Here is an 18,391-nt window from a genome sequence, read left to right as displayed (position 1 = left end):
TAGAGATTTCATTTGTTCCCTGTTTTTTGTCGAGCAAAGAACATAATGAAAATAACAAGTGAAATAAAGAAAAGCAACCATAGGAAATGTTGGAACCCAACAGCTAGGCCTGATTTTTGTGCGCCATATAAAGCTGCAACAGTAGTGCCTAATGCACCCATAAACATTTGCGCTGATTGTAAAATAGCAGTGGCATCCGTCTTTTTATCTCTACTCAATTCATCAATAGATGCTGTCATTCCAATGCTAAAAGCCATATTACGCCCAAATGTGAAAATCATATACATGATTATGAACGCTATGATTCCAAGATTTTTAGTGAAGTAGGCCATGACCAATAGACTAATCCCAAAGATCGTATTTCCTACCAAAAGTGGCGTTTTATCTCCATGCTTATCATATAAATGGCCAAAATAAGGATTTAAGATCCCACCTAGTAACGTTCCAGGCAATAAAGAGAATCCTGCCCAAAAGCTTGACGTATTTAAGATTTTTTGCGAATAATTTGGCAGCAGAAGGTTAATACCCAAATTTGCAAACATATATAAAACAACGGGAATTAGCAGGAATAGAAATTTACTGTTACTGAGTAATCTGATGTTCAAAAAAGTTTGTTTTGAAGTTAGTGATCTAATTACAAATCCTGTTAAACTAACAATGGTGACCCCTAGAAGTAATATATTGACAGTCCCATTTTCTAATTGATTAATTAATATCAAAGCCGTAATTAATGACACAGATAATAAGCCGAAAGCAAGGACGTCAAAAGAAACATTGGCTTGTGTTTCTTTACTGTTATCGATAGTTCTCCACCCCAACAACAACGATATAATCGGCACAATTAAAAGAATGAAAAATATTGATCGCCAACCAAGAGTATCAATCAAAGCACCACCGTATGTAGGACCAAATGAAGGGGCTAAACTGACAACCATAGAACCGATACCCATCCATACGCCTATCTTCGATCTTGGTACTAGTTGAACGATCAAGTTAAACATTAGGGGCATTGATATACCCGCTGCTAAACCCTCTAACACACGGCCAATTAACAATACTGGTAAATTACTGGCCAACCCGCCCACTAAAGTTCCTGTAGCAAAGAAAATAAGGCTGGCTAACCATAAATAACGGGTATTATACCTTTTATTCAGATAGGCACTTGTTGTGATCATAATTGTTACAGAGAGTAAGTATGCGGTCGTTACCCACTGTATCGAATTGAGCGATGTGCTAAAATACCTTGTTAAAACAGGAAATGTAACGTTCATAGCCGTTTCTGCCATAATGCCAGAAAAAGAAACCAACGCTACTGCTATAATAGCCATTGCATTTTTAGTTGAAACTTTATTTTCCATTTTTTTCTCCTTCTAGTGAGTGATTGCTGTTATCTTCTGCAACATATTTTAAAAATTTAATTATAGTTTTCCGTTCACCTGCTGAAAAAGGCCGTAAAATATTTTCATCATGAGAGCTAATAATTTGTTTAGCGATTTTATTAATTTTTGCTCCTGACGCCGTGAGGTGTATTTCATTAACTCTTTTGTCTTTTTCATTTGGTACTCTTGCAACCATTTTTTTCTCTACCATTCGGTCTATCATAGTTGCTACAGATGAAGCTTTTATATGAAATTCTTGTTCAATATCTTTTTGTGTGACGTACTTATTGTCAGCGATAAAGTCAATTGCCGACAATTGCGCACCAGTCACCCCGTGAGTTACGGCCAATGTATCAAGATCTCTTACAAGATTACGTTGCCCAATTTTGAATAATTTACCTATAGATGTCATTACAAATAGTCCTTCTTTATCATTAAATGTTAGTTAGCTAACTAACATTATAACAATGATGTTACCACTTATAATCAACATAAATCAATACCTGTCTTTAATTTATTTCGTGGCTCAATGGAAAACAATTTCTTCCTAATTTTTATATTCATTTAACATTTTAGCGGTATTATGAGTACATACCTTAACAGAGGTATACTCCACTATTTATATAAGAATATATTTTCTTTCTCCCTATAAGATAATATTCTCTTCTCTCCCAGAAAATCAGTCTCTCCCAAGGCTGCTTTTTAATTATATTTATAAAAAAAAGACATGTTACCTAACATGTCTTTTTCTAATTTTATATTTACTCTTCACGCAACTGCATATTTTCGTCAGTATTGTTTTCTGGATACAATTGATCTGCGGTACCTACTTGAGCTAAATTGTTTTCTGTAATATTACTACCAAATTCATTTCCAGTTGTAGCTGCTTCTAAGTTCAAACTGCTTCTAACTTTATTTGTTATTGCTTGTCGCTGTGCAGTGGTAACACGTTGGTATGAGATACCTTCAAATGTCTCACCTTGTCCTTGAACAGTATATGAAACAATATGCTTTGAGGCACTAATGTAATTAGTACCTAATTTCAACATATCTTCCGATTTTAGATTAGAAGCAATGTTTTTAGTCGTCGAATTTATGAATTTTAAATTAACTACTTGAGCTGGATTTTTCTTAACTTTACTAATAATTTGTTGCAATAATAAGCGTTGTCGTTCAGTTCGACCATAATCACCTTTTGGATCTTGATATCGCATTCGAGAAAACGCTAAGGCTGCTTGTCCATTCATTTTACTATAGCTTTTAAAGGTTTCACCATCAGCAGCGTATTTGAATGTACTAGAACCCTCAGTAAATTGATACAGATCTTTGCCACTTTCGTGGGCAGTTTCTTGGCTAAAGGTGAACGTTAAGGGTGACTTGACTTGTACGCCACCAAGTTGTTCGACAACATCGCCAAGTCCACTCATATTGACCATAGCGAAATAATTGATTGGAAAGTTAAACATTTTTTGTATGGTATCTATTGTTGTGCTTACACCGTCCCCCAACGAAACATTATTATCAGAAGCTGCCTTAAACGCATAGGCAGCATTTAATTTCTGAGGGAAACTACTTTCAAACCCAGAAATGGAAGTCATGATATCTCGTGGAATAGAAATTAAAGTAGTTGTTTCATTTTTTGGATTAACAGTTACAACCATCATAGAGTCAGTTAATCCTACGCGACTACGATTCGTGCCAAAGCCACCCTCTGTGCCAATATCTGTTCCTAAAACTAAGAAAGATACTGGCTTTTTATCCTGAATTAATTGTGTGGCTTTTTTTTCAGAATCAAGACCTGTTGATGAAAATGATTTACTAAGTGTGTTATTTAAACTATAGAAATAGTATGCAGCATAACCAGAAGCGGATAGTAATACAATGACAGCTGCTAAAACGATATACAATTTAAATGAACTATGTTTTTTACTATGAAATAACGCCATGCGGCTTTTAGTAGCTGATGGCGTATTTGTATCCCTATTTTTCTCCATTATTCCCCGTTACCCCTAAATTTTGACAAATGTCTATTGGACGCTATCCATTATAACATAAGGGTTTTTGAGAATTAATTAAGAATGTTGCGGATTTCAACTATTATTATTTTGTAAGGACCACATAGTTAGCAGATTATTAAGTGAACTATACTAAAAGCTTGCAATATTTAATCATCTTCGTCTTTTTCTATCACTTGACCACTATTGGCATCAAGTTTAACTGCTACATTATTGTTTCCGTCTTTTAATGAAATTTCCCAATAAGTACGACCATCATCTTTTTCCAAAGACCACCCATTTAAGGAGCCATCGCCGGCCGCATCCTTAGCTTTATTTACGGCACTATCTAAAGATATGATGTTATCAAATGCTATAGCTTCATTATTTTTGGCAGTGCCATTCTTTTCATCGGCATCCAATTGTTCTTTGTTGTGAGTAATAACCTTACCGGTATCAGCATGAATTTTTAGTGTATATTCTGTATTGTCATCTACACCTGTAATATCATAATGGGTCGACAATAGATTTTTTTCTAATTCAATTGATGTGATGGCAGCGTTAGGGTATCTTTTATAAAATATACTTCTTATTTTAGCCAAGCTAAGCAAATCATCATTATTGGAGGAGCTTTTACTAGAAGAACTGGTATCGAAAGAAGAATCAGTGCTTCTTGAAGTATTAATATTGTTGTGATTTGAATATAGTAAATATGCTATGGTTACCAACAACAAAGTGATGATAATTAGCAAGACAGTAGTTAACCATTTTTTTAACAAAACAATTCTCCCTTTCGCTTTTCAGACAGCATTCGCAACCTATTGTATTTGGTCTATTGTATCATGACATTAAACCAAATCAGTAAATGACGTCTTATTTTTGTATAGCTGAACAAATTGTAGCTTTTGCTAAATAAAAAGCAATATGACTTTTAAAATGGTCATACTGCTTTTATTCATTAACGATGTTTATTGATTATGTCGATATTTGTTTTTTCACGTTGATTCTGTTCCGCTTCAATACGCTTTTTAGCATCTTGAGCTGACTCGCCATCTTTGGCTAAGTACTTATCGACGAACTTATCTGAAATATTACCAAATCCTTCAACTGCCCCATTTTCAATTGTTTTATAAGTTTTTACAACCTTCTCCTCTATCTTTTTGTTTGCCTTAACAATTTTTGACTTGCTCATAATAAACTCCTTTTCATGTCTACTTGTGAATGTTGGCGAAATACATATTAATAGCTAACTTTATCGACCATGTCTTCCTCACTCAACTATAGTTAGTTATCTTGGTTATATCATATTCATGATTTATTTCAAAAATATTTACGAATTGTTTTAAAAATGTTAATTACTCAAATTAAAAAAATGAACTTACAAACACTAACAGGTTTGTAAGTTCATTTTTAATTCTCAATCCATGTAGCACAATTGATGTGCTCTTTTTGTTAAATCGTAAATAGCATCATATTTAGATTCAACAGAATCCTGATTATGATGTGTTCTTTTTTCAAACTGAGTCTTGTAAATAAAATAAGGCAACACCCATCCTATGAATCCGACTAAACCAAATAAGAGTGACAAATAAAGACTACTAACATTGTGTATAAAGAACGCACCCACTATAAGTGCAGTCCCAAAAAGGCCAACAAGACAAGCTTGAATCGTTGGTATTAATTGGTTGCGTTTTTCGATTTTAATAATCTCATTCATAGTAGCTTGAAACTTATTTTCTAATCGTTTAATTTCAATACGGTTCACAAGATCACGATTGCGCTTCATATGTAACATGATATTATTGGGATTTTGAGTACTTTTATGATGTTGATCGATCACCCAGCCAAAATTCGGATATGCATCCAAGTAGACAGGCTCATATTTTTTTTCAACTACTCTTTCTTGGTATTCGTAGCCGATAAACTGTTTTTCGTACACGACATATTTCTCCTTATCAGGTTCACCACTATTATTATCAACTACAATTATACAAAATACTTAAAACATAATTGTTAAAGCCATGTTAATTGTTTAAATGATGTAATGGTAACCAAACTGTAAAAGCGCTTCCTTTGCCCAATTTACTTTCCACACTAATAGATCCTTGCATTAAAGTTACAATTCTATTCACTAGTGACAATCCCAATCCATTTCCTTGGTTGGTATGAGATGTTTCACCTTGATAAAATTTATCAAATATTCTATTTAATGTGTTATGATCCATTCCTTCACCGTTATCTCGGACTGTTATTTCTGTTCCTTCATTGTTTTGTTGCAGTCTTAATGTGACTTGTCCGTCGGAAGGAACAAATTTGAACGCATTACTAAGTAGATTTTGCCACACTAACTCCATCATTTCTGGATCTGCTGCAATTTCGATATCGTCAGGAATATTAATATCTAAAGAAATATTGTGAGATGCCCATATTTTTTCAAAGTTAAGTAATGTTTCAACTAGCTGACGACTCACATTATATTTTTTAATATGTGGCTGGAGTGCTTGGTTTTCAATCTTGCTTAATTTCAATACATTGGTGACCATTGTTGCCATTTTGTCGGTTTCGTCAACAATGATTTGAGTATACATGTCGCGCTGCTCTTCATCTGTTTCGTTTTTTAAAGCTTCAGCATAACTTCGAATTACTGCTAGAGGCGCCTTAAATTCATGAGATACATTGGCAATAAAGTCATTCTTTAAAGTTTCCGTACTACCAAGTTCTTCAATCATTAAGTTAAAATTTTCAAAAACATAATCTAAGTCATTGTACTTCTCGCGTGCATGGCCTGGTTCTAAATAGACGGAGAAATCTCCTTGGGCAACCTGTCGTGTTGCTTCATTTAATTGGCTGACTGGTTGATCAAAAAGAACATGTTTTTGATATGAAATTAAGCCAATGAAAATTAATGTTACTATAAACCAATATATCAAGTACCAAATAAAGTTACTGTTCGTAAATAATGCCAGTTGGCCACCATGCATTAAAACTATATTTGGAATAGTAGCAAACAATAAAAAAATAACATAAGCAGCAATAAGCTCTTTAATGGATACTTTTTGAAAAGTAATTTTGTGTTTTTTTATCTTCTTCATTTACTTTAAAACCGCTTTATATCCTAACCCATGAACTGTCGTTATTTCAAAGACATCACTTCCAGAAAATTTATCACGCAGTTTAGTAATGTACACATCAACTGCCCGCAATCCTGTCGTTGTATCAACACCCCAGAATTCATCAAGTAATTGTGAACGTGAAAATGTTTTATTCGGATAAGACAGTAATTTAAATAGAATGTTGAATTCACGAACCGTTACTGAAATTTCCTGTGAATCAACCATAATACTGACAGAATCTGCATCAAGTACTGTATTGCCAATTGTTAGCTTTCTATCATTAGCTACGTGAGCTCGTCGTAGTAGCGCAGTCACCCTCATTAGCATTTCGGACATATCAATTGGTTTAACCATATAATCATCGATACCAGATGAAAAACCACGTTGTTTCGATTGAATATCATCTTTGGCAGTAACAAAAAGAATAGGAATATTCGGATTGATTTTTCTGACTGTCTCAGTGAACTCAAAACCGTCAATGTTAGGCATCATCACATCTGAAAGAATCATATCAAACAATTGGTTATACATCTTATCATAAGCCTCTTGCGCACCAAGAGCACTCTGAACTTGGTGTCCATGGTTAGACAAATAGATACTTAAAATTCGATTGAAATTCGGGTCGTCTTCAACAACAATAATATTAGCCATATTTATTTCCTTTTAATAATGATCTTGTTAGTTCAATTATAACTGACAAAGTCACAAACTAAACAAACATTTTTTACAATTAACACTTTGAAAACAATTTTCAAATACAACATAAATATTTTAATTTTATAGTATTGTCATGGTCATCAGTTGATGGCTAATAACTTAACATCTTAAAGGAGAACAACCATGACAACATCAACTACATTAAATACAACTTATCAAGATATTTTTAAGACAGAAAACGGAAAAACCTACTTATCGGCATTACCAAAACTCGAAAAGATTACTTCAGGGCAATCATTTTTGTATCGCCAAAATGGTGCGCCTAGCATGGTAATCGACATTAGATTAACTAATGATATCGATGCAGCATATTTACGACAATCCGTATATAAGTCCTTGCAACGCTATCCGTACTTGACTAGTCAATTAGTTGAAAAAGATGCCAACTATTATTTATCTAAAAATGATCGCCCGCTAATTGTAGCTGAGACAGATCAGCTACGCGCTCTGGGTAGTGATGAGGTGAACCAACACCTCATCGATGTTACTTTCTCAGAAAAAACCATTTTCATTGCTTATCATCATGCAATTGCAGACGGACGCGGTATTATGCCATTCGTTGAAACGTTACTTTATTACTACTTAGGGTACAAAAGCAATACTTGGCCAGAAATTGAACATATTAATTTGAGCGACGATACTATGTCAGAAGATGAAATGTTAGAGCCACTTGAGAACCTAGAATCCCAACCAATTTCAGAAACTAATAAAATGCCTGATCTGAATCATCGTGGATACCAACTTTTAGAAACCAAGGGTCAAGATGCAACAAAAAGTAGCTATCGCTATGAAATCGTCTTAGATCAAGAAAGTTTTATGACATATGCTAAGAAACATAATGCTACACCTGCTATCGCTGTCGCAATTATTATGGCGCAAGCAATTCAAAAAGCCTATCCTGATTTTGAATTACCGATTGTTGCTCATATGGCAAGTGATCTTCGTTTAGGCGTAACTAATCAAAACACTTTCCGAAACTGTGTTGGCAGCATTGCATTACCAGTTAATCAACCTATTGTTGATGACGAAGATTTTACAGCCGTTGCCACAGAATTTAGAAACTTAATTAAACAAAGCAAACAAATCAGCAACTTAAGGGCCAATGTTAATCAAATGGCAAATCTGTTTGAAAAACTAGATTCCTTACCCACTATTGAAGCTAAGCAACAAATGCTGTCTTTCTTCGAAAATATTCTTCTCAATACTTTCATCATTAGTTATTCCGGTCAAACTAAACTGGGAGAATTAGAACAATATATTGATGAAATGCATACCTATATGAGCGGAACAAATGGGTTATCTATTGAAATGCTAGCCATTAATGGTGGCATTTCAGTAGATATTCTGCAAAGCTTTGAAAGCGATGTATATGTCAAAGATTTCACAGACATCTTAGCTGCTAATAATATCGATTTTAAAATCAATGACACCGTGTTATTCGAAGTACCTAATGATAAACTCTCTCGATGAACATGACTAACTAATTGTTTCATCATTTTACCGTTAACTAAAGCCACTGTAATCAGTGGTTTTTAATCTTGAATAAATATTAAAATGGTTTACTTTTAGTAAGTAAAACTAAAACACTTTAATTAAAAAAGAGGTCATTATGTCTACAATTTATCAACATGGAACGTTAGAATTAATTATGTCAGGATTATATGACGGTACGGCACCGTTGTCGTCAATATTGAATCATGGTTCGAGTGGCATTGGAACAATGGATGAACTTGATGGTGAAGTTACAATCATAGAAAATAGCGTATATCAAACGAAAGCGAATGGTGTAACTAAAGGAATCACAGATTTATCGTTGGAAACACCTTTTACTTCCATCCATTCTCAATCAGAGTTATACTATTTTCTTCAAGAAAAATTTTTAACTTTTGATAGTTTAAACAATATATCCAAACAACATCAGAGCTGGGCTAATTTACCAGCTAGTATTCAAATAAATGCTAGTTTTTCGAAACTGAAGGTTCGTGTTGCTCCTAAGCAAATGAAGCCTTATCCACCCTTCGTTGATGTAACATTGAAACAACCAGTGTTTAATTATGAAAATGTTTCTGGTACTTTAATTGGTGATTTTGGTCCTGACCTTTATTCTGGCATTATGGCGAGTGGGTGGCATCTTCATTTTTTAAGTGATGATCGTACGATTGGCGGCCATGTTCTTGATTTCAAGGCGAGCGATGTATTAGGTAGAATTGATTTATTCAATGAACTCAACATCGCTTTGCCTACTGATAATCCTGATTTCAATAATCATGAAGCCGACATATTGAATATTCGTGAAGCCATCGATGTAGCAGAAAGATAAACAACTAAAACTTAATAACAATAAAAACACCGTAACTATTTGAATAGTTGCGGTGTTTTTATGAATACGGTTTACACTATTTATGTTTTACTTTGACAAACCTTCCGAAATCTTATCTAGGTTCCATTTCATCATACCATAATAAGTATCTGCTGCCTGTCCTTTTTTAGCCAAAGAATCAGTATAAATTTTTGAATAAATAGGTAGACCGGTTTCTTTAGAAACCTTTTCCATTGCCTTTGGAGACACTGAGCTTTCCACGAATAATGAAGGTACGTTAGTAGCTTTAATTTTCTCCAATACTTGTTTCATCTGCTCAGGTGTACCTTGAGACTCTGTATTGATTTCCCAAATAAACGCTGGTGTGATACCGTAAGCTGCTGAGAAGTATTTGAATGCGCCTTCAGAAGTAACTAATAATTTCTTATTTTCAGGAATATTATTGAACTTAGTTTTGGCACTTTTATCTAACGCAGATAATTTCTTAACGTATGCTGCTGTGCGCTTCTTATATGTGCTAGCATTGTCTGGGTCTTTAGCAATTAATACTTTTTCAATGTTTTTAACATATTTAATACCATTTTGCATATCTAACCAAGCATGGGGATCTAATTCATTTTCTTTACCCTTATCAGTTAAATGCTTAGCCACTACCCCCTTTGAGACGGCGAACACTTGCTTATTCGTTTTCTTTCCAGCATTTTGATACATTTTCTTGAACCAGCCAGAACCACCAGTTTCAAGGTTTAATCCATTGTGAAAGAGTACGTCAGCCTCTTGGGCTGCTGAGACATCTTGTGGTCGTGGTTCATATTCGTGTGGATCGGTACCACGTGGCACAATTGTGTGTAAGTTGACTTTATTACCAGCAACTTCTTCAACCATGTTACCAATAATTGAGTTTGTCGCAACAACTTGCAACTTATCATGTTGGCTTGTTTTTCCCCCTTGACTACTATTAACAAACCACAGCACACCACCCAATATGACAACAACGGCCACTACGATAATACTTAAACGTTTAATCATTTTTAATTTCTCCACTATATTCTGCGTAACATACGCTGGCTTTGATAATTCTCTCTATTTAACTTAGACTGCTTTAATTTTAAGACTTTCTTTTGAAGACAATGCCTTGTTTTGGTGCAAAGATAAAGGCCAATGTAAAGAAAATTGCTGCTGTAAGAACAATTGCAGGACCTGACGCCCAGTTAAATGTGAAACTCAGGTACAAGCCTACAATTGATGATATTACAGAAAAGATAGCAGCAACAATCATCATATGAGACATACGATTTGTTAACAAGTAAGCCGTAGCTGCTGGTGTAATTAACATGGCCACAATTAAGATAATTCCGACTGTTTGCAAAGCTGTCACCGTAACTAAGGTCAAAACAAGCATTAGAGCGTAATGCATAATTTGAGTTTTAAGACCATAGGCTTTAGCAAAAGTATTGTCAAATGATGTGATAAGTAACTCTTTGTAAAAGGTAACAACAAACAATAATACTATAGAAAGCACGATTGCAGTAGTAATTAAATCACTGTCAGAAACAGCTAAGACGTTTCCAAATAAAATGTGATGCAAATTAGTAGCAGACTCTGCCAATGAAATAAGAATAAATCCCAATGCGAAGAAAGCTGAAAATACGATTCCTATGGCTGTGTCATTTTTCAACTTTGACTTCATCGTGACAACACCGATTAGTAATGCTGCCAAAATACCAAAGGCAGAAGCACCGAGTAACAAGTTAATCCCGAGCATGTATGCAACCGCAACACCAGGTAATACGGCATGCGAAATTGCATCACCCATTAAAGACATGCCTCGTAATATGATGAAGGACCCGATAATTCCTGACATAATCCCAACTAATATCGATGTAACTAATGCTGTTTGCAAGAAATTATATTTTGTTAGTCCGTCAATGAATAATTCAATACTATGCATGTTGATCCTCCTCTTCTTCAAACAAGATCGATGATAGATCACCACTAAATGCAGAGGCGATATTTTCTTTTGTGAAAACATCGGCTGTAGCCCCATATGCAGTAATACCGTGATTGATAATCACCAAATTATCAAAATAGGTTGTCACTTTATTCAAATCGTGATGTACAACAATAATTGTTTTTCCTGCAGTACGCCATTGTTTTAAGATAGCCATAATGTCGGCTTCGGACTTCATATCTATACCGACAAAGGGTTCATCTAAAATAATGACATCAGCATTTTGAACAATTGCACGCGCAACGAAAACACGTTGCAATTGTCCACCAGAGAGTTCGCCAATTTGTCGTTGGCTAAAGGTAGATAACTTAACGTCTTCTAATGCTTCCTTTGCGGCATCTTTTTCTTTTGTGCCGGGAACATTAAACAGGCCCAAATTAGGGTATGTGCCTGTTAAAACAGTATCAAAAACATTGATTGGAAAAGTTAAATCTAAAGCAGCACGTTGCTCCACATAAGCTATTTTCTTTAACTGCTTTGCGATTGGCTCGTCGTGTAACGTAACTTTACCATTCTGCTTGTTTATCAATCCTAAAACGCCTTTAATCATTGTTGATTTCCCTGCACCATTAGGTCCGATAATACCGGTAATTTTACCAGGCTCAAATTGAATTGATAGGTTCGTGAAAACCGGTGTGCCATCATAGGCCACCGTCAAATCGCGGACTTTAATCATAATTTTCTTACTCTCCTAATGTTCTTCGCATTAATTCGAGTGTGAGTTTTTAAATTTAGAGTGTTCTCAGCCAAAACTTTCGTGCACGCAAAAAAGGCGCGTTTAAAACCTACAGTTGAAATGAGTGCGTCGTAACATTGTTTATTTCCGAATTGATGAACTATCAACTAGCCGCTTCTTGGCTGACACAGCTAGTTGATAGTTTCCAATTACAAATTAAGTATATCATGGTTGCTTAAGAATGGCTACCAATTAGTCTTGATGGTGATTAAAAGCTTATGTTAATTGATGAAGATGTAGTCACTTTTTTCTCAATACTTCTAATAAAGTATGGATGCTGTATAATTTATGTTGCAAAGTATTTTATTAATAGACTGCTTAACATATAAAAAAAGGATCTCATAATAATGGAAGAAATAAACATTTTAGTCACTTTAGACAAGTCCTACATAAAACCTTTAAAAGTTATGCTCTTGTCGCTGAAAGCAACGAATGTTGATTGTAGATTTTCTATTTGGCTGCTACACGATTCGATACCAGAAGCGGAAATAAACCATTTGAGAGGCTTTACAGACAAATTGGATTATGATTTTCACCCATTAAAAATTGACGCAACTTATTGGCAAACCGCCCCCACGCTTAAACAATATCCAACGGAAATGTATTACCGATTGCTTTGCACTGAATATCTGCCAGCAGATTTAGAACGCATAATTTACTTAGACCCTGATACTTTGATATTGAACCCAATTGAAGCACTATGGTCGATAGACTTAAAAGGTAATATGATAGCGGCAGCAAGCCATTTAGGTCTAACGGGAATCAATCAGACGATTAATAATGTTAGATTGCGAACTAAAAGTGAATACTTTAATTCTGGTGTGATGCTTTTAGATTTAAACAAAATGCTTGCAAAAGTTAATAAAAGGGATATTTTAGACCTAATTAAGGATCATGCCAAAGAGCTCGTACTCCCTGATCAAGATATTTTGAATTATTTATATGGTAATCAAATCTTGAGTATACCGGAAGAAATTTGGAATTTTGATACGCGAGATAACATCGTTCACTTTGCTAAGAGCCGAGGTCAGGTCGATACAAACTGGGTGATAGCCAATACATCTATTTTACATTTTTGTGGTCGTCCGAAACCTTGGGATAAACACAGCATTAATCGCTTCACTATTCTTTATCAACATTACCAGCGCATACTAGAATTAAACTATAATTGATATTTTTTTGCAAAAAAAAACGCAGCAGTTGCTACGCTTTTTTTATTTGGTAATATTAGCTGGTTAAAGACTACTTCAAAAATAGCAAAATTATTGCAATAAATGCCGGCAATCCCTGAACCAGGATAATCTTTTTCGTGGCCGTTAAAGCACCATAAACTGCAGCCAAGAAAATAAATAGCATTTCCATCTGTAACATCAAAACCTGTTGAGGGCCTGATAGAAACAACATAGTACCAATTACAAGCGCACCGAATAAGCCATTATAGATTCCTTGATTTGCTAATAACGTTTTAACCTCTGGTATCTGAACGAAAGATTCTTTAAGATCAAATGCTTTTGCCTGCTGTGAAGCTGTACCAAACATTTCTACAAACATAATACCAATAGCCTCTAGACTAACTAATGTAACCATAATATAAGCAAACATTTATTTCTCCTCTGTATTTACTCTTTAATTTGAACTACTACTTTCCCTCGGGCGTGGTGTGTTTCACTCCGCTCGTGGGCTGACTGAATACCTTCTGTAGTTAATGGATAAAGAGAATCCACAACAATTTGAAGCTCACCCTTTGCGATGTAGGATGCTAAAATTGCTAAATCTTGCCCGTTCGGGTTTAGCCACCCTTCTGTCACGGTCTTGTCTGAGGTGTTTTTCTGTTGGTCAGTTAACGCGTTAGAAATAGTGACAAGATGGCCACCGGATTTAAGGATGGCAATCCCATTATCAACATCACCAACTGTGTCCAACACAGTATCGAAATCAGACAACACATCTTGAATATTGTTTTTGTGATAATCAATTACAGAATCCGCACCTAAAGATTTTACAAATTCATGATTATTTTGACTAGCAGTTGTTACTACATATGCGCCAATCATTTTAGCCAGCTGAATTGCATAAATACCTACCCCACCAGCACCAGCTTGAATTAGTATTTTCTGATTGGATGATAACTGAAGTTTTCTAAGCATTTGTAAGGCAGTTAGCCCAGCTAAAGGAACGGCAGCAGCCTCAACAAAGCTAATGTTATTTGGTTTTAGTGCCAGTTTATCCGCTTTAACAGCTGTATATTCTGCATACGAACCATTCACTCCTTTTGTGTCAATATCTGGCCGAGCAAACACTGGATCTCCAACTTTAAAACTTGTTACGTCATCTCCAGTAGAAGCAACTATTCCAGCGATGTCCCAACCTAAAATGACCGGGAATTGCCATGGAAACATCCGTTTTAATAATCCCTCTCGCGCTTTGTAGTCAATTGGATTAATACTTGTGGCCATATTTTCTACTAAAACCTCGTCCGATTTTATTTTAGGAATAGGCATGTCGATAACCTCTAGCTGCTCTCTACCACCATAGTGATTAATCACTGCTGCTTTCATAATAAGGCCTCCTTACTTAGGCTAAATAATTGGCAATCATTGGCAATATAATACCTGAGTCAGTTGGAAACGCATAAATTTGCGACTTAATGTCCGAACTTGTGTACTGCTGATTAATCACCGGAACCAGTGCATTGACAACCTCTGGGGCAAAATCACCGATTAAAGCTGCACCAACCAGCTGTTTGTTTTTATTCACTATGATTTTAATTGCTGCGTGAACATCGTTTAGTGTCTGAAATCGCATAACTCTCCCATAAGGAATTTCATGAACTTGTAAGTTCTCATCCTTAGCCGCTTCGTCAATGGTTACCCCTATTTGTGCTACACGAGGCAATGTAAAAGCGACTGTTGGCACTACAGGATAATTTATGGGTTCCTGATTACCTAATAATACGCTAGCAATATAATTCGATTCAAAAGTAGCAGTTGGTGTTAATCTTGGTATTGCTTTAGAGATTACATCGCCGCTGGCGTAAATATTGTCAATAGAAGTTTGTAAATGATCGTTAACTAAAATACCTTGCTTATCATACAAAACATTAATGTCGTCTAAGGCTAATTCTTCAATATTGGGCACACGACCTGTTGTATCCATAACGTAGTCAACATAATAGGTTTCTCCCTGCGCTGTATCAACTTGATATTGCCCATTTGCAAGTAACGATACACTTGAAACAGCTTGGTTAAACGTAAAATGGATGCCTTTTTCGGTCATATCCTCGATGACCTTTTGAGAATAGACTTCATCAAATCCATTTAAAACATGGTTCCCGTATTCAATTAAAGTGACATCACTCCCAGCGGCATGTGCAATTGAAGCAAATTCCATCGCAATATAACCAGCGCCAACGAATAGAATTGACTTTGGCATATCAGGTAAGTCGAGAAAGTCTGTGCTGTCCTTCATAAACTCTGAACCAGAAATTGGTAGTTTTGCAGGTCGTTGACCAGTAGCAATCACGAATTTTTCAGCCTGATAAACTTGATCAACAACAACAATTTTTTCGTTATTCAAAAATTTGGCGTGCCCATTAATAATGTCAATTCCATCAACAGACAGCATGTGTGCTAAACCGCCTGATAAAGGATCAATCACTTGGTGCTTATAAGCCATTAATTCTGGCCAAATGATGTTGGGCGTGTCATTAATTCCGATACCATGGTAATGATTCAAATGATGCATCATTTCAGCTGGGCCATCTAACAGTATTTTGGCATTACAACCAAAATTTGTGCATGTACCAGCAACTTTGTTTTCTTCCACTAAGGCTACTTTTTTTCCTGAGCGAGCTAACGTTTGTGCCCCGTGCCATGCAGCATGACCACTACCAATAAAAATAACATCATAATTCATCTTCATACCTCTTTTTTTCTTGTATCATCTTTTTTAAGACCTGATTAAGCGCTTGATTTTCTCGTAATACCTCTTCAATTGGACGTCCACTTTGATGTATTAGGTTGTCACGCATAATTCTGATTTCATACAAAATGCGTTCAAAAGTAGTTACCTTCTGATCAGACATTTTTAAAACCTTGACGCGTCTGTCCTGTGAACTTTGCACCTTAATAATCCAAGACTTATTGACAAGTTTCTCAATTACAGGTGTCAATGTATTACTTGACAACTCAAGCTCGGCACCGATATCCATTAATTTCACCGAATTCTGTTTATAAATAATCAGTAAGCTCATATATTGCAAATATGATAAATCATATTTTTCTAGTACATAACCGTACAGATGATGAAAATAACGATTTGTATTATATATTGACAAGCACAATTCGTCGTAAAGATGTTCATCTTTATTCATATCGTAACCTCCTAAATAATATTATATCGCATACGATATATATTGCAAATAGTACACTTCAACTTTAAAAAAATGACTGATTATATGTTGTAGTTATTTGCCATATCATCAAAGAAAGCCTATAATACTTAAAAGACACTAAAAGTAACCTACACACTTTCAGTATCTTTTAAAATAAAAAGGATAATCATTATGTCTAGAAAATTATTAGAACAAAATGGCATCTGCCCTGTAGCAACAACTATTGACCTGCTCAGCAGCAAATGGAAGGTATTAATTATTCGTGATCTTTTACCTGGAACAAAACGTTTTTCAGAATTAAAAATTAGTGTGGCCGGTATTAGTCAAAAAATGTTAACGCAAAGTTTGAGAGAGATGGAAGAAGACGGTCTTGTTGTTCGTCAGGTCTTTGCTGTAGTACCTCTTAAAGTAGAGTATAGTTTATCAACCTTGGGACAAAGTATGCGTCCAGTTATTGATTCGATGGCTGACTGGGGTAGTTTCTATCTTGACGAAAATCCAGACAAAAGAAAAGCTTTGCTGGAACAATAAAATTAAAACATATACATTTTTCGGATGAATGTATATGCAAAATAAAAAGCAACTATTTTAAAGATAGTTGCTTTTTATTTTGCAATTTACTTAGTGACTGAAAAGCCACCTGTCCAGCCAATTTGTTCACTAGCTGCTAAGGTCATCTGTAGAAAACCAGTTGCTTCTAATTCACGAGCTCGATTAAGTTGACCCGCATCGAGAACATTTAAGTCGCTATCATTCAAAGCGTCGTTAAATAGCTTCTTTCCTTCCTCATTTCCTGCCACCAAAACGGTTGTTGTATTTCCACCAACCGTTCCACTTTGTAGCGTAGCAGCAAAATTTGTATTAAATGCTTTAAGTACTATGCTATCTGGTAACTTATTTTGTAGTTCTTCTGCTGCTGAACTATCAGCGGGAACAACTAATTCATTCCATGTCTCAAAGTTCAAGGGATTTGTTATATCAACAACAACTTTTCCTTTTAATTCTTGTTTGTATTGTTGAGCGATTGTATCTAAAGCAGGATAAGGCACAGCCAAAATAACTAATTCACTAAGACTTGTCGCTGTATCCTCTGAAGTTAAATAGTTGACATCATTGCCAGCTTTTTCAAAATTAGCTCCGATTGCCTGTCCCATATTGCCTTTACCAAAAATTGTTACTTTCATGATGAAACCTCATTTCTATAATTATTTGTTTTGTTCACTACAATAACTATAGTACATTTGCGAACTAATTGATAGTAGGCAGTTTATAGTTATTTAGTATATAAAAGTAACTAAATGATAAATAAGCATCTATGGAGTTTTCTATCTGTTAATCCATAATACTATAACTATGTGGTATAATATAAACATGAAAAGAGCCATAGCGCAAACTATGACTCTCCAACAAACCCGTTTAGACGGTGGCTAAAGTTAATAATCTTGAATGACCATCAGCTCTGCCAAGCTAAGATGGTCATTTTTTATTGCTGTTTTTTATCAGCTCAACAACTAATCCGAGAAGCATTAGAACAAAAGTTCCAAAGCCTAACATTAGTTGCACAGCATCCGAAACGGACACTAGGCATCTCCTTTCCTAGAATCTGGGCCTCTAGCTTTTACACCATAAGCACCACCTCCATTCGGCTAGCCACCATCTTAACTTGTTTGCTGATACTAGTATATCATATTCGCACAAAGTGAATTTTTGAAAACTGACCATCTGATA

Annotated in this window: 21 protein-coding genes; 4 read left to right on the top strand and 17 right to left on the bottom strand. The window is 35.2% G+C overall.

The features are described 5' to 3' along the window. Nucleotides 1-8: 8 nt before the first annotated feature. The 8 genes from LEUM_RS04700 to LEUM_RS04665 all read right to left on the bottom strand — a co-directional run bounded on the left by LEUM_RS04700 (nt 9) and on the right by LEUM_RS04665 (nt 7,137). A complete protein-coding gene (locus LEUM_RS04700; protein WP_011679721.1) occupies nt 9-1,358 on the bottom strand; it encodes an MFS transporter in 1,350 nt (449 codons plus the stop codon). Then, nucleotides 1,348-1,791: a MarR family winged helix-turn-helix transcriptional regulator gene (locus LEUM_RS04695; RefSeq protein WP_011679720.1), complete on the bottom strand. Its 444-nt coding sequence runs from the start codon at nt 1,789-1,791 to the stop codon at nt 1,348-1,350. The genes LEUM_RS04700 and LEUM_RS04695 overlap by 11 nt, the downstream gene beginning before the upstream one ends. Nucleotides 1,792-2,140: 349 nt before the next feature. After that, nucleotides 2,141-3,373 carry an LCP family protein gene (locus LEUM_RS04690; protein WP_011679719.1) on the bottom strand — a complete coding sequence of 411 codons (1,233 nt, stop codon included), beginning with the start codon at nt 3,371-3,373 and terminating at the stop codon, nt 2,141-2,143. Nucleotides 3,374-3,543: 170 nt separating this feature from the next. Continuing rightward, entirely contained in the window at nt 3,544-4,152 is a 609-nt protein-coding gene (locus LEUM_RS04685; protein ID WP_011679718.1) for a PepSY domain-containing protein, read from the bottom strand. A 179-nt stretch (nt 4,153-4,331) separates the two neighbouring features. Next, a complete protein-coding gene (locus LEUM_RS04680) occupies nt 4,332-4,565 on the bottom strand; it encodes a hypothetical protein (RefSeq protein ID WP_011679717.1) in 234 nt (77 codons plus the stop codon). Between the two features lie 225 nt (nt 4,566-4,790). After that, on the bottom strand, nt 4,791-5,312 hold the full coding sequence (locus LEUM_RS04675) for a hypothetical protein (RefSeq protein ID WP_011679716.1): 522 nt from the start codon (nt 5,310-5,312) through the stop codon (nt 4,791-4,793). Between the two features lie 85 nt (nt 5,313-5,397). After that, a complete protein-coding gene (locus LEUM_RS04670; protein WP_011679715.1) occupies nt 5,398-6,465 on the bottom strand; it encodes a HAMP domain-containing sensor histidine kinase in 1,068 nt (355 codons plus the stop codon). Beyond that, complete coding sequence (locus tag LEUM_RS04665) at nt 6,466-7,137, bottom strand: response regulator transcription factor (protein ID WP_011679714.1); 672 nt, start codon at nt 7,135-7,137, stop codon at nt 6,466-6,468. 189 nt (nt 7,138-7,326) lie between these two features. Between LEUM_RS04665 and LEUM_RS04660 the strand changes: the two genes are divergently transcribed. Beyond that, nucleotides 7,327-8,673 carry a hypothetical protein gene (locus LEUM_RS04660; protein WP_011679713.1) on the top strand — a complete coding sequence of 449 codons (1,347 nt, stop codon included), beginning with the start codon at nt 7,327-7,329 and terminating at the stop codon, nt 8,671-8,673. Between the two features lie 139 nt (nt 8,674-8,812). Continuing rightward, nucleotides 8,813-9,523 carry an acetolactate decarboxylase gene (budA, locus tag LEUM_RS04655; protein ID WP_011679712.1) on the top strand — a complete coding sequence of 237 codons (711 nt, stop codon included), beginning with the start codon at nt 8,813-8,815 and terminating at the stop codon, nt 9,521-9,523. Between the two features lie 87 nt (nt 9,524-9,610). Here the strand turns inward: budA and LEUM_RS04650 are convergent, their stop codons facing one another. The 3 genes from LEUM_RS04650 to LEUM_RS04640 all read right to left on the bottom strand — a co-directional run bounded on the left by LEUM_RS04650 (nt 9,611) and on the right by LEUM_RS04640 (nt 12,210). Beyond that, nucleotides 9,611-10,549 (bottom strand): metal ABC transporter substrate-binding protein, encoded by a 939-nt coding sequence (locus LEUM_RS04650; protein WP_025268069.1) that lies wholly within the window; start codon nt 10,547-10,549, stop codon nt 9,611-9,613. Nucleotides 10,550-10,631: 82 nt separating this feature from the next. Next, a complete protein-coding gene (locus tag LEUM_RS04645; RefSeq protein WP_011679710.1) occupies nt 10,632-11,474 on the bottom strand; it encodes a metal ABC transporter permease in 843 nt (280 codons plus the stop codon). Next, a complete protein-coding gene (locus tag LEUM_RS04640; RefSeq protein WP_010281476.1) occupies nt 11,467-12,210 on the bottom strand; it encodes a metal ABC transporter ATP-binding protein in 744 nt (247 codons plus the stop codon). The genes LEUM_RS04645 and LEUM_RS04640 overlap by 8 nt, the downstream gene beginning before the upstream one ends. A gap of 407 nt (nt 12,211-12,617) precedes the next feature. Between LEUM_RS04640 and LEUM_RS04635 the strand changes: the two genes are divergently transcribed. Further along, complete coding sequence (locus LEUM_RS04635; RefSeq protein WP_011679709.1) at nt 12,618-13,442, top strand: glycosyltransferase family 8 protein; 825 nt, start codon at nt 12,618-12,620, stop codon at nt 13,440-13,442. A gap of 70 nt (nt 13,443-13,512) precedes the next feature. Here the strand turns inward: LEUM_RS04635 and LEUM_RS04630 are convergent, their stop codons facing one another. Genes LEUM_RS04630 through LEUM_RS04615 form a run of 4 tightly spaced genes read right to left on the bottom strand, consistent with a single transcriptional unit; the run spans nt 13,513 to nt 16,642 of the window. Continuing rightward, nucleotides 13,513-13,872 carry a DUF1304 domain-containing protein gene (locus LEUM_RS04630; RefSeq protein ID WP_011679708.1) on the bottom strand — a complete coding sequence of 120 codons (360 nt, stop codon included), beginning with the start codon at nt 13,870-13,872 and terminating at the stop codon, nt 13,513-13,515. A 17-nt stretch (nt 13,873-13,889) separates the two neighbouring features. Beyond that, the gene (locus LEUM_RS04625) at nt 13,890-14,828 is read right to left on the bottom strand and encodes an NADP-dependent oxidoreductase (RefSeq protein ID WP_011679707.1); all 939 of its coding nucleotides are present in this window, start codon (nt 14,826-14,828) and stop codon (nt 13,890-13,892) included. Between the two features lie 16 nt (nt 14,829-14,844). Next, nucleotides 14,845-16,185, bottom strand: a complete 1,341-nt coding sequence (locus tag LEUM_RS04620) for a dihydrolipoyl dehydrogenase family protein (RefSeq protein WP_011679706.1) — start codon at nt 16,183-16,185, stop codon at nt 14,845-14,847. Then, nucleotides 16,175-16,642 carry a MarR family winged helix-turn-helix transcriptional regulator gene (locus LEUM_RS04615; RefSeq protein ID WP_011679705.1) on the bottom strand — a complete coding sequence of 156 codons (468 nt, stop codon included), beginning with the start codon at nt 16,640-16,642 and terminating at the stop codon, nt 16,175-16,177. The genes LEUM_RS04620 and LEUM_RS04615 overlap by 11 nt, the downstream gene beginning before the upstream one ends. Before the next feature lie 192 nt (nt 16,643-16,834). On the opposite strand from LEUM_RS04615, the gene LEUM_RS04610 reads away from it, so the two are divergent. Next, nucleotides 16,835-17,194, top strand: coding sequence for a winged helix-turn-helix transcriptional regulator (locus LEUM_RS04610; RefSeq protein WP_011679704.1), 360 nt, complete (start codon nt 16,835-16,837; stop codon nt 17,192-17,194). Nucleotides 17,195-17,280: 86 nt separating this feature from the next. On the opposite strand, the gene LEUM_RS04605 is transcribed toward LEUM_RS04610, so the two are convergent. Both LEUM_RS04605 and LEUM_RS04600 read right to left on the bottom strand, forming a co-directional pair. Further along, nucleotides 17,281-17,847 (bottom strand): NADPH-dependent F420 reductase, encoded by a 567-nt coding sequence (locus LEUM_RS04605; RefSeq protein ID WP_011679703.1) that lies wholly within the window; start codon nt 17,845-17,847, stop codon nt 17,281-17,283. A gap of 292 nt (nt 17,848-18,139) precedes the next feature. Beyond that, nucleotides 18,140-18,244: a putative holin-like toxin gene (locus LEUM_RS04600; protein WP_011679702.1), complete on the bottom strand. Its 105-nt coding sequence runs from the start codon at nt 18,242-18,244 to the stop codon at nt 18,140-18,142. Nucleotides 18,245-18,391: the final 147 nt, after the last annotated feature.

The organism is Leuconostoc mesenteroides subsp. mesenteroides ATCC 8293, assembly GCF_000014445.1.
Classification (GTDB): domain Bacteria; phylum Bacillota; class Bacilli; order Lactobacillales; family Lactobacillaceae; genus Leuconostoc; species Leuconostoc mesenteroides.
The sequence above is the reverse complement of the archived record's forward strand: the minus strand, read 5'-3'. Positions and strand labels throughout refer to the sequence as shown.

Coding starts and splice junctions, on each gene's coding strand:
- LEUM_RS04630 (WP_011679708.1), bottom strand. CDS start 13,872: ATGTTTGCTTATATTATGGTTACATTAGTTAGTCTAGAGGCTATTGGT.
- LEUM_RS04645 (WP_011679710.1), bottom strand. CDS start 11,474: ATGCATAGTATTGAATTATTCATTGACGGACTAACAAAATATAATTTC.
- LEUM_RS04700 (WP_011679721.1), bottom strand. CDS start 1,358: ATGGAAAATAAAGTTTCAACTAAAAATGCAATGGCTATTATAGCAGTA.
- LEUM_RS04680 (WP_011679717.1), bottom strand. CDS start 4,565: ATGAGCAAGTCAAAAATTGTTAAGGCAAACAAAAAGATAGAGGAGAAG.
- LEUM_RS04690 (WP_011679719.1), bottom strand. CDS start 3,373: ATGGAGAAAAATAGGGATACAAATACGCCATCAGCTACTAAAAGCCGC.
- budA (WP_011679712.1), top strand. CDS start 8,813: ATGTCTACAATTTATCAACATGGAACGTTAGAATTAATTATGTCAGGA.
- LEUM_RS04660 (WP_011679713.1), top strand. CDS start 7,327: ATGACAACATCAACTACATTAAATACAACTTATCAAGATATTTTTAAG.
- LEUM_RS04605 (WP_011679703.1), bottom strand. CDS start 17,847: ATGAAAGTAACAATTTTTGGTAAAGGCAATATGGGACAGGCAATCGGA.
- LEUM_RS04635 (WP_011679709.1), top strand. CDS start 12,618: ATGGAAGAAATAAACATTTTAGTCACTTTAGACAAGTCCTACATAAAA.
- LEUM_RS04665 (WP_011679714.1), bottom strand. CDS start 7,137: ATGGCTAATATTATTGTTGTTGAAGACGACCCGAATTTCAATCGAATT.
- LEUM_RS04640 (WP_010281476.1), bottom strand. CDS start 12,210: ATGATTAAAGTCCGCGATTTGACGGTGGCCTATGATGGCACACCGGTT.
- LEUM_RS04615 (WP_011679705.1), bottom strand. CDS start 16,642: ATGAATAAAGATGAACATCTTTACGACGAATTGTGCTTGTCAATATAT.
- LEUM_RS04610 (WP_011679704.1), top strand. CDS start 16,835: ATGTCTAGAAAATTATTAGAACAAAATGGCATCTGCCCTGTAGCAACA.
- LEUM_RS04620 (WP_011679706.1), bottom strand. CDS start 16,185: ATGAATTATGATGTTATTTTTATTGGTAGTGGTCATGCTGCATGGCAC.
- LEUM_RS04625 (WP_011679707.1), bottom strand. CDS start 14,828: ATGAAAGCAGCAGTGATTAATCACTATGGTGGTAGAGAGCAGCTAGAG.
- LEUM_RS04670 (WP_011679715.1), bottom strand. CDS start 6,465: ATGAAGAAGATAAAAAAACACAAAATTACTTTTCAAAAAGTATCCATT.
- LEUM_RS04695 (WP_011679720.1), bottom strand. CDS start 1,791: ATGACATCTATAGGTAAATTATTCAAAATTGGGCAACGTAATCTTGTA.